General features: G+C 62.7%; 7 protein-coding genes. All 7 read left to right on the top strand.

Annotation, left to right across the window (positions count from 1 at the left end; genetic code table 11):
- The first annotated feature begins 338 nt into the window (after positions 1-338).
- The 7 genes from tssB (at position 339) to tssH (ending at position 9,428) form a co-directional block, all read left to right on the top strand.
- Positions 339-842 carry a type VI secretion system contractile sheath small subunit gene (tssB, locus tag QBK88_RS11260; RefSeq protein WP_277962084.1) on the top strand — a complete coding sequence of 168 codons (504 nt, stop codon included), beginning with the start codon at positions 339-341 and terminating at the stop codon, positions 840-842.
- A 33-nt stretch (positions 843-875) separates the two neighbouring features.
- On the top strand, positions 876-2,414 hold the full coding sequence (gene tssC / locus QBK88_RS11265; protein ID WP_277962085.1) for a type VI secretion system contractile sheath large subunit: 1,539 nt from the start codon (positions 876-878) through the stop codon (positions 2,412-2,414).
- A gap of 20 nt (positions 2,415-2,434) precedes the next feature.
- Entirely contained in the window at positions 2,435-3,790 is a 1,356-nt protein-coding gene (tssK, locus tag QBK88_RS11270; RefSeq protein ID WP_277962086.1) for a type VI secretion system baseplate subunit TssK, read from the top strand.
- Positions 3,787-4,467 carry a type VI secretion system protein TssL, short form gene (gene tssL, locus QBK88_RS11275; RefSeq protein ID WP_277962087.1) on the top strand — a complete coding sequence of 227 codons (681 nt, stop codon included), beginning with the start codon at positions 3,787-3,789 and terminating at the stop codon, positions 4,465-4,467. The genes tssK and tssL overlap by 4 nt, the downstream gene beginning before the upstream one ends.
- Positions 4,468-4,477: 10 nt before the next feature.
- Entirely contained in the window at positions 4,478-6,208 is a 1,731-nt protein-coding gene (locus tag QBK88_RS11280) for an OmpA family protein (RefSeq protein ID WP_277962088.1), read from the top strand.
- Positions 6,209-6,221: 13 nt separating this feature from the next.
- Positions 6,222-6,713 (top strand): Hcp family type VI secretion system effector, encoded by a 492-nt coding sequence (locus QBK88_RS11285; RefSeq protein WP_277962089.1) that lies wholly within the window; start codon positions 6,222-6,224, stop codon positions 6,711-6,713.
- Between the two features lie 102 nt (positions 6,714-6,815).
- Positions 6,816-9,428 carry a type VI secretion system ATPase TssH gene (gene tssH / locus QBK88_RS11290; protein WP_277962090.1) on the top strand — a complete coding sequence of 871 codons (2,613 nt, stop codon included), beginning with the start codon at positions 6,816-6,818 and terminating at the stop codon, positions 9,426-9,428.
- Positions 9,429-9,446 lie beyond the last annotated feature (18 nt).

Consider the following 9,446-nt stretch of genomic DNA (forward strand, 5'->3'; position numbering starts at 1 on the left):
AACGATCCTTGATCAGTCGGCGGTTTTTCTTAATCGCTAACTGTTGGCTATCAAGTTTCTAGAGTGTTGTTATATTGCAAAGTGTGTGATTAAAGCAATATTTCCTTACTTGTTAGGCTGTATTTGTAGGGCGCTTCCGATTGCTCCTGCGAAACTTCCCAAGTATCTCTCAAGGGGTAGAGCTCTCCTACTTATTGGTTTAAGGTCCTATCCAGTGTAGCGCGATCGCTTCGCTGATTGCACCGAGTGTCAGCCACTGACTGCCTGGTTGCGCAGTCGCACCCTCGTTAACCTCTGTTTACTATGTATCGTGTTGGATGTTCGCCAAGGGAGTACGCATGGCTTCGAATAGCTTTCAAAATGAAGTGCCAAAAGCACGCGTCAATATAAAGCTGGACCTGCATACCGGCGGTGCGCAGAAAAAAGTCGAATTGCCACTGAAGCTGATGGTGCTGGGTGACTATAGCAATGGCAGGGAGCAGCGTCCTTTGTCCGGCCGCAGCAAGGTCAATATCAACAAGAACAATTTCGACAGCGTACTGGCGGAGTTCGCACCCGCGCTGGCCGTGGGGGTTGAAAACACGGTGGCCAAGGACGGCACCGACACGGTCGCCGAACTCGAATTCCGTGCCATGAAGGATTTCGAGCCAGAACAGGTGGCCAGGCAGATTCCTCAGCTACGTGCGTTGCTGGCCATGCGCAACCTGTTGCGTGACCTGAAATCCAACCTGTTGGATAACGCCATGTTTCGACAGGAATTGGAACATATACTCAAGGACGAAGCGCTGAGTCATACATTGCGCGTTGAATTGGCGGCGTTGGCGTGTCAGGAATCTCGCTAGCTTTATAAAAGCTTCGCTTACAGGAGTTCGACTATGTCTACACAACCCAACGCGCAAACTTTGCGCGGCGCTGAAGTGTTGCCTGAAGAAAGCCAGGGCATCTATGGTGCATTGTTTGCCAAGATCAATCTCAGCCCTGTGGAAGTGCTGAACGACATTGAGCCGTTTCAATATTCCGAAACGTTATCCGAGGCGTCCACCGATGAACGGGTGACGGCTGCCATCAGCGTGTTTCTGCAGCTGCTGCAAGGCGCCCCACGCAAGGTCGAACGGTTGGACAAGGCGCTGCTGGATGAGCATATCGCCACGCTGGATGAACAGATCAGCCGGCAGTTGGATGCCGTGATGCACCATCCCGACTTCCAGCGCGTGGAATCCACCTGGCGTGGGGTGAAGTCGCTCGTCGACCAGACCGATTTCCGTCAGAACGTAAGGATCGAACTGCTGGACGTCAGCAAGGAGCACCTGGCCCAGGACTTTGAAGACGCCCCGGAAATTGCCCAGAGTGGGCTGTACCTGCACACCTACACGCTGGAATACGACACGCCGGGAGGTGAGCCGATCGCCGCGGCCATCTCCAACTACGAATTTGATCGCGGGGCTCAGGATGTCGCCCTGTTGCGCAATATCGCCAAGGTCGCGGCTTGCGCACACATGCCGTTCATCGGGTCCGTGGGGCCGGCGTTCTTTGGCAAGCGAAGCATGGAAGAAGTCTCGGCCATCAAGGACATCGGCAATTACTTCGATCGCGCCGAATACATCAAGTGGAAGGCGTTCCGCGACAGCGACGATGCCCGCTACATTGGCCTGGCCATGCCTCGGGTACTGGGCCGCTTGCCTTACGGTCCCGACACGGTACCAGTGCGCAGCTTCAACTACATCGAAAGCGTCAAGGGCCCCGACCACGACAAGTACCTGTGGACCAATGCATCGTTTGCGTTCGCCGCCAACATGGTCAAGAGCTTCGTCACCAACGGCTGGTGCGTGCAGATCCGCGGCCCGCAATCGGGCGGCGCGGTCACCGACCTGCCCATTCACCTCTACGACCTGGGCACGGGCAACCAGGTGAAGATCCCGTCGGAAGTCATGATCCCCGAAACCCGCGAATTCGAGTTCGCCAACCTGGGGTTCATCCCCCTGTCTTACTACAAGAACCGTGACTACGCCTGTTTCTTCTCGGCCAACTCTGCCCAGAAACCCGCCCTCTACGACACGGCCGATGCCACTGCCAACAGCCGTATCAACGCACGCCTGCCCTACATCTTCCTGCTCTCGCGGATTGCGCACTACCTGAAGATGATCCAGCGCGAAAACATCGGCACCACCAAGGACAGGCGCTTGCTGGAGCTGGAACTCAACCGGTGGGTCAGTGGCCTGGTCACGGAAATGACCGACCCGGGCGATGCCCTGCAAGCTTCCCACCCACTGCGCGAGGCCCGGGTCACCGTCGAAGACATTGACGACAACCCCGGTTTCTTCCGCGTCAAGTTGTATGCCGTGCCCCATTTCCAGGTTGAGGGCATGGACGTCAACTTGTCGCTGGTTTCGCAGATGCCCAAGGCCAAGGCCTGACTTGCCCAGGAGACGATGCCATGAAAATCGCTCGCCCCCTGTGGGCCGCCGGGGTTCTGCTATCCCCACAACAATTTCAGCACCAGGCGCGTTGGGAGGCCTGGACCAATGAGTGCCTGGCCCATCTGGCCCTGGTTCACCCCTGGGGTGTGCAAGCGGTCGAATTCGATCCGCAGGCGCTGCGCCTGGGCAAGCTCCAGCCTTCCAGGCTGCGCGTGCGCCTGGCGGACGGCACGCTGATCGACACCGAAGCGGCAGACGCGATGCCTGGGGCCATCGAGCCCGGCCACCTGGTGGCGGCCGAACAGTCCGACGCCATTGTGTTGCTGGCATTGCCCCTGGAACAGTCCAACGGCGACAACTGCCTGTTCGAGGGCGCGAGGGTGGATCGGCTGCAGCGTTACAGGCAAGTCTGGCGTCCGGTTCAGGATGCCTATGGTGATGATATCCAGTCGGTCGGGGTGCTGGAACACGCACTCAGTCTGCGGCTGGCCGGCGGCGACAATGCGGGCTACCTCACCTGTCCGATCGCGCGCCTGGTCAGGGACGGGCAGCAGGGTTGGTTGCTCGACCCCGAATTCGTGCCTCCTTTGATGAGCCTCGCCGGGCACCCGGGGCTGGTGGTGCAATTGGATAACCTGTTGACCCAGTTGTCGGCCAAGCGCCAGCGGCTGATGGGTATGCGCCGTGAAAGCAACCAGCGCATGGCCGATTTTGCCGTGGCGGATGTCTCGCTCTTCTGGTTGCTCAATGCGCTGAACACCTACCAGCCCGTGTTGGCCGATATCAAGCGCTACCCCGCGCGCCACCCGGAGCAGGTCTATCTGGAGCTGGCGAAGCTGGCAGGTGCCTTGCTCACCTTTTCACTCGAGCACGATGTTGCGCAGATTCCCGCCTATGACCACCATGCCCTTGGCGATGTATTCCCCCCTTTGATGCGGCTGATCTCGATGTCGCTCGAGGCCAGCCTGCCATCGCGGGTGCTCACATTGGAGCTGGAGGAAACAGCGACCAATCGCTGGCAAGTCACGCTCAATGATCCACGTCTGCGTGAGCCTGGCAGCGCCGATTTCTACCTGTCGGTGCGTTGCCGCCTGGCCGCCGCGCTCGTGCAAAGCCAGTTCCCGCGCCTGTGCAAGGCCGGTACCCCCGATGACGTCGACCAACTGGTCAACGCAGCGCTCGATGGCGTGCCGTTGCAGCCGCTCGGCCATGTTCCCGCCGCCATACCCCTGCGGCTGGAAAACCAGTATTTCTCGCTGGACTTCAGCCACCCGCGGGGCCGGGCGGTGCTTGCGGCCGGGGTCTGTGCGTTCTACGTGCCCAGCACCCTCACCGATGTGAAGCTTGAACTCTTTGCGGTATTGCGCTCATGACCCTGCCCATCACGAAAGCGCCGCCCCCCCGGTTGCCGGATGTCGACGAACTGTTGCAGGACAGCTACCTGTTGGTGGTTGAGCTGCAGCAGGGGGCCTCGCTGCTTGAAGCCGCGCAGTTGCGCGAGCAGTGTGTCGGGCAAATTCGGAATACGCGCGACCAGCTTATGGCTGCGGGCATGAGCCAGGTCAGCGTCGACCATATCAGTCACGCACAGTGCGCTTTGCTGGACGAAACGATACTCAGCCGTGCCAAGGATGAAGTCCATGCCGCTTGGGCGGGCCAGCCCTTGCAGGCGCAGTTCTTCAACCGTCATCAGGCAGGAGAGTTCCTGTACGAGGAAATGCGCGCATTGCTGGGGCAGCCGGCGCCGGACCTTCAGGTACTGACCGTCTACCACCGGGTGCTGATGCTGGGCTTCCGCGGCCGCTACCGCGAGGCAGAGGCCCCCGAGCGCAATGCGCTGCTGGCGGCATTGACTGACCGAGTCGCGCACTTGGCGGTGCGCCACAAGGTAACGACCCAGCGTGTCTGCACCGCCGGATTCTTTCGGCGAACCGGCCGTGCACGGCTTGCGCATTGGTGGGTCCCGGGCCTTCTGCTGGCGGCCACCTGGTGGGGGCTGGATCAGTATCTGGGCAGCATGGTCGCCACGCTTCTGGCGGCTCAGGCATGAGGTGCGGGCAATGACGCTCATGGCCACGCGCGTGCTCTGGCTCTGGGCCGGGACGCTGACATTGATCCTGCTGGCAGTGCTGCCCCTGTCAACCGGGCTACGTGCGGTGCTGGCTCTGGGAACACTGGTTGTGGTGGCCATGGCGTGGGTGGTGGGTGGCCGCAACGCGATGCGCCGGGCCGCCGCCGTGGGGCTGGCCAGTGAGATGCAACTGCCGCCGCCGGGCTACCGTCTTCCGGTGGTGCTGGTGTGTGGTGATGGTCAGCCAGGTCTTTTCGGCACAGCATCAGGGCGCCAGCCGGCCCCGCACGTCACCGCTCAGGCATGTTACGTGCTGGTTCCCGAGATCGAGCAACTGCCGTTGATGGTCACCGGCCTGCTCGCCTTGCGCCCGGATTGGGCAGGACAATTGTGCGTGATGTTCGTCGTCAACCTGGGCGGGCATACCGACGCGGTGCGGTTGGGCGTGCGCGTTCGCAGCTTCTTCGACCAGATCGCGGTTGCCCGGCGGCACGGCGTGGACCTGCCATTGCTGCAGATCAGCTACGTGCCCGCTGCGAGCGGTGCAGGCCCATGGTTCAGTTGGGAAGCGGGCGGTAACGCGCCACGTGTTCGCGACGGCGCACTGAACAGCTCGCTGGGTGACTGGCAGCGCGAGCCTGCGAGCACGGCCGAGCGAGCTACCCGCATGCAGGCCGGCGTGCATCTCAACAGCGCTGGCGCCTGGCTGCGGCAACACCGGGTGGCGGGTGACGACACTGGCGCCACCCGTCAGGCATCAGGGCCAGCAGTCGCGTGCGCCATGACCCTGGTACCCCCTTCGCCACTGCATGTGCAGGGCAACCTGTGGCAGCAGTGGCTACGGGGTAGGGCAGGGCTCGTCTATGCTGGTTCCACCGTCGCCGATGGCCCCGCGCAGTTGCCATTTCCTGACGCGCTGGTGCCGCTGTTGCCGGTCAACATCGGGCACCCTTCACGCAGGCGTGCGGCCATCATCGCCGGCTGGTTGTTCGCTTTTGCGGTGCTCATCGCCCTGATCAGTTCAGCCTGGCAAAACATCCTGTTGGTGCGTCAGGTGACCGACGACCTGCGCCGCTACACGGTGGCCGCGCTACCGACAGGTCATGACCAGCCCGAAATCGCGCGCCAGGCGCAGGCGCTGCAGGTGTTGCAGGAACACGCCGAGCGCCTGGGCCAGTACTACCGTTACGGCGCCCCTTGGGCGCTGGGGCTGGGCCTTTATCATGGCGAGCCGTTACGCGCCACGGTGCAGGCGCTCGTTGACCGTCCCCCGCCTTCCCCCCTGGGCTTGGTCAGTGCCGACCCCGTGCGCCTGGACAGCCTGTCGCTGTTCAGCAGCGGAAGCGCACAACTCAGGCCTGGGTCGACCAAAGTGCTGGTCAACGCCCTGGTGGGCATAAAGGCCCAGTCAGGCTGGTTGATCCTGATCACCGGGCACACCGATGCCACGGGCAACCCCGAGCACAACCTGTCGCTGTCCCGCGCCCGTGCCGGTGCCGTGCGCGACTGGATACAGCGCATGGGCGACATCCCCGACAGCTGTTTCGCGGTGCAGGGCTTCGGGGCCAATCAGCCTGTGGCCAGCAATGAAACCGAAACCGGACGCGCCGCCAACCGTCGCGTCGATATCCGCCTGGTGCCGGAGGCAGGCGCCTGCGCGCTGCTTGCCGCGGAACCGGGCAGGCAACCCCAGTCGCATTCCGCGACGTCAAATCTCTGAGAAGGAGCATTACATGGCTATTCCCGTTTACCTGTGGCTGAAAGACGACGGCGGCGCGGACATCAAAGGTTCGGTCGATGTACAAAGCCGTGAGGGTAGCGTCGAGGTGGTCGCCCAGGACCACAAGCTGTACATCCCCACCGACAACAGCACCGGCAAGCTGACCGGCGCACGCATTCACACGCCGTTCATGTTCACCAAGGAAATCGACGCCAGCAGCCCGTACCTCTACAAGGCGGTCAGCACCGGCCAGACCCTTAAGAGCGCCGAGTTCAAGTGGTATCGCATCAATGATGCGGGGCAGGAGGTGGAGTATTTCAACACCACGCTCGAGAACGTGAAGGTGGTGAAAGTCGCACCCAAGATGCACGACGTGAAAGATCCCGCCAAGGAAAAGCATAACCACCTGGAGGAGATCGAACTGCGCTACGAGAAGATCACCTGGACCTACAAGGACGGCAACATCATTCATTCCGACGCCTGGAGCGAACGCCAGAGCGCCTGACCTGGGCCTGCCTGGCTGGGCGTCCGTTCGCGGGCGTTCAGCCGGGCGCATCAGGTTCGACGCCCGTCCGGCCCCGCTGAATATTCGAACAAGGACGTACCCATGGTACCTACCGCCAGCCGTTTGCTTCGCCGCCTCAACCCTCACTGTGCCCAGGCACTGAGCGCGGCTGCTTCGCTATGCCAGAGCCGCGCCCATGCCTACATCAGCATCGAGCATTGGCTGCTCAAATTGCTGGAGCAGGGTGAGGGTGATCTGGCGCTGATTGCCCGCCGTCTTGAATGGGACCTGGACACGCTCTGGCGTGGCCTGCTCGACCACCTGGACGGCTTGCCGCGCAGCGTGCAGGCCAGGCCCCAGCTGTGCAGCCGGTTGCAGCAGTTGATCAAGCACGCCTGGTTGCGGGCTTCGCTGGACGACGATCATCTTCAATTGCGCTCGGTCCATGTGCTTGGTGCCCTGCTGGAGGTACCTGCGCTACTGGCCTGTGAGGCCGCGTTGCCACTGCTCAGCCTTACGGAACCGCAACTGCAGCAGCTATCGCCATTGCTCGACAAGTCGGCCGAACGGCCCGAGCTGGCCGCGTTATCACCCCAGCTACCGGGTACCCCTGTTGAGCCCGCTGAAGCACTCGTGGCCGTGTTGGAGCGTTTTACCCAGGACCTGGTGGCCAAAGCCCGTGAGGGGCACATTGACCCCGTGTTTGGTCGCGGTCAGGAGATTCGCCAGGTCATCGATATCCTCAGTCGCCGCCGCAAGAACAATCCCCTGCTGGTGGGCGAACCCGGGGTCGGAAAAACCGCCGTGGTGGAGGGCCTGGCCCTGCGGATTGCCCAAGGCAACGTTCCCGACGCCCTCAAGCCGGCTACCGTGCGAACGCTTGACCTGGGGCAGTTGCAGGCGGGCGCCGGGCTCAAGGGCGAATTCGAACAACGTCTGAAGAATGTCATCGATGCCGTACAGCACTCGCCGACGCCGGTGCTGCTGTTCATCGACGAAGCTCATACCCTGATAGGCGCCGGCAACCAGGCCGGCGGCGCTGACGCCGCCAACCTGCTCAAACCGGCCCTGGCCCGAGGTGAACTGCGTACCATCGCCGCTACCACATGGTCGGAATACAAGCAGTATTTCGAGCGTGATGCCGCGCTGGAGCGTCGTTTCCAGCGTGTCGCGGTAGGCGAGCCCGATGATGGCGACGCCTGCCTGATGCTGCGCGGTCTGAAGGCCCGCTACGCCCAGCACCACGGTGTGCACATCCTCGATGGCGCGGTGCAGGCGGCTGTCACCCTGTCACGGCGCTACCTGACGGGCCGTCGGTTGCCGGACAAGGCCATCGACCTGCTCGACACCGCCAGTGCCCGTGTGCGCATGGGCCTGGATTGTGAACCCCAGGTACTGGTGACGCTTCGTGCCGAGCGCGAGGCGCTGGCCCTGGAGAAGCAAGCACTGCAGGACGATGCCCTGCTGCGAGGCCTGGCCATTGATGAGCCCATCGCTGCCATTGCACAACGTGACAACGCCTTGCGCCAGCGTCTGGCATCGTTGGAAACCCAGTACCATCAGGAACTGGCCCTGGTCACCCGGCTGATCACCGCGCGCGGTGTCGAACCGGCGAACGCCACAGCCTGTTCGGCATTGCAGGCCCAATTGCACACCGCGCAAGGCAGCCTGCCTCTGTTGTCCCTGGACGTCAGCGCCCGCAGCGTCGCCGAGGTCATCGCCGACTGGACCGGCGTACCCCTGGGCAGTCTGCTCAAGGACGAGCAGGCCAGCCTGCTGACACTCGAACAGCAATTGGGCGAGCGCGTCATCGGGCAGGACCAGGCCCTTGTCGCACTGGCTCAACGCCTGCGTGCTGCCAAGACCGGGCTCGCTGCCGACAACGCCCCCCTGGGCGTGTTCTTGCTGGTGGGCAGCAGCGGCATTGGCAAGACCGAGACCGCCCTGGCGTTGGCCGACTGCCTGTTCGGCGGTGAAAAAGCACTGATCACCCTCAACCTGTCCGAATACCAGGAAGCTCACACCGTCAGCCAGCTCAAAGGCTCGCCCCCCGGCTACGTCGGATATGGCCAGGGCGGCATCCTCACCGAAGCGGTACGCCAGCGTCCCTACAGCGTGGTACTGCTGGACGAAGTGGAAAAGGCCCACCGCGACGTGATCAACCTGTTCTACCAGGTCTTTGACCGAGGCGTCATGCGTGACGGCGAAGGCCGCGAAATCGACTTCCGCAACACGGTCATCGTGATGACTTCCAACCTGGGCAGTGAGCACCTGCAACCTCGACTCGACCACGATCCTGACCTGCCCGATAGCGCGTTGCACGAGTTGCTGCGCCCGTGCCTGCGCGAGCATTTCCAGCCCGCGCTGCTGGCCCGCTTTCAGACCCTGATCTACCGCCCGCTTGGCGAGCAGGCACTGGCGCGCATCGTCAGCATCAAGCTCGGTCAGGTCGCGCAACGGTTGCAGCGCCATTACGGCCTTGCGTGCAAGACCGAGCCCGCGCTTATCGAAGCGCTGGTGCGTGCCTGCCTGTTGCCCGACGGTGGCGCGCGCAACATCGACGGCTTGCTCAACCAGCAGATCCTGCCGGTGCTCAGCCAGCAATTGCTGCGACGCCAGGCGGCGGGGCAGCACGCCCAGGGCGTGACACTAGGCTACAACGACGCCGACGGGATCACCCTCCAGTTCACCGATGGTCCTGGAGGTGAAGCATGAGCACGCTTGATCGGGCGT

The sequence above is a fragment of the Pseudomonas sp. RIT-To-2 genome (assembly GCF_029623465.1).
GTDB lineage: Bacteria > Pseudomonadota > Gammaproteobacteria > Pseudomonadales > Pseudomonadaceae > Aquipseudomonas > Aquipseudomonas silvicola.

Excerpts from the sequence above, each read along its gene's own strand:
- tssB (WP_277962084.1), top strand. The coding sequence starts at position 339 with ATGGCTTCGAATAGCTTTCAAAATGAAGTGCCAAAAGCACGCGTCAAT.
- tssC (WP_277962085.1), top strand. The coding sequence starts at position 876 with ATGTCTACACAACCCAACGCGCAAACTTTGCGCGGCGCTGAAGTGTTG.
- tssK (WP_277962086.1), top strand. The coding sequence starts at position 2,435 with ATGAAAATCGCTCGCCCCCTGTGGGCCGCCGGGGTTCTGCTATCCCCA.
- tssL (WP_277962087.1), top strand. The coding sequence starts at position 3,787 with ATGACCCTGCCCATCACGAAAGCGCCGCCCCCCCGGTTGCCGGATGTC.
- QBK88_RS11280 (WP_277962088.1), top strand. The coding sequence starts at position 4,478 with ATGACGCTCATGGCCACGCGCGTGCTCTGGCTCTGGGCCGGGACGCTG.
- QBK88_RS11285 (WP_277962089.1), top strand. The coding sequence starts at position 6,222 with ATGGCTATTCCCGTTTACCTGTGGCTGAAAGACGACGGCGGCGCGGAC.
- tssH (WP_277962090.1), top strand. The coding sequence starts at position 6,816 with ATGGTACCTACCGCCAGCCGTTTGCTTCGCCGCCTCAACCCTCACTGT.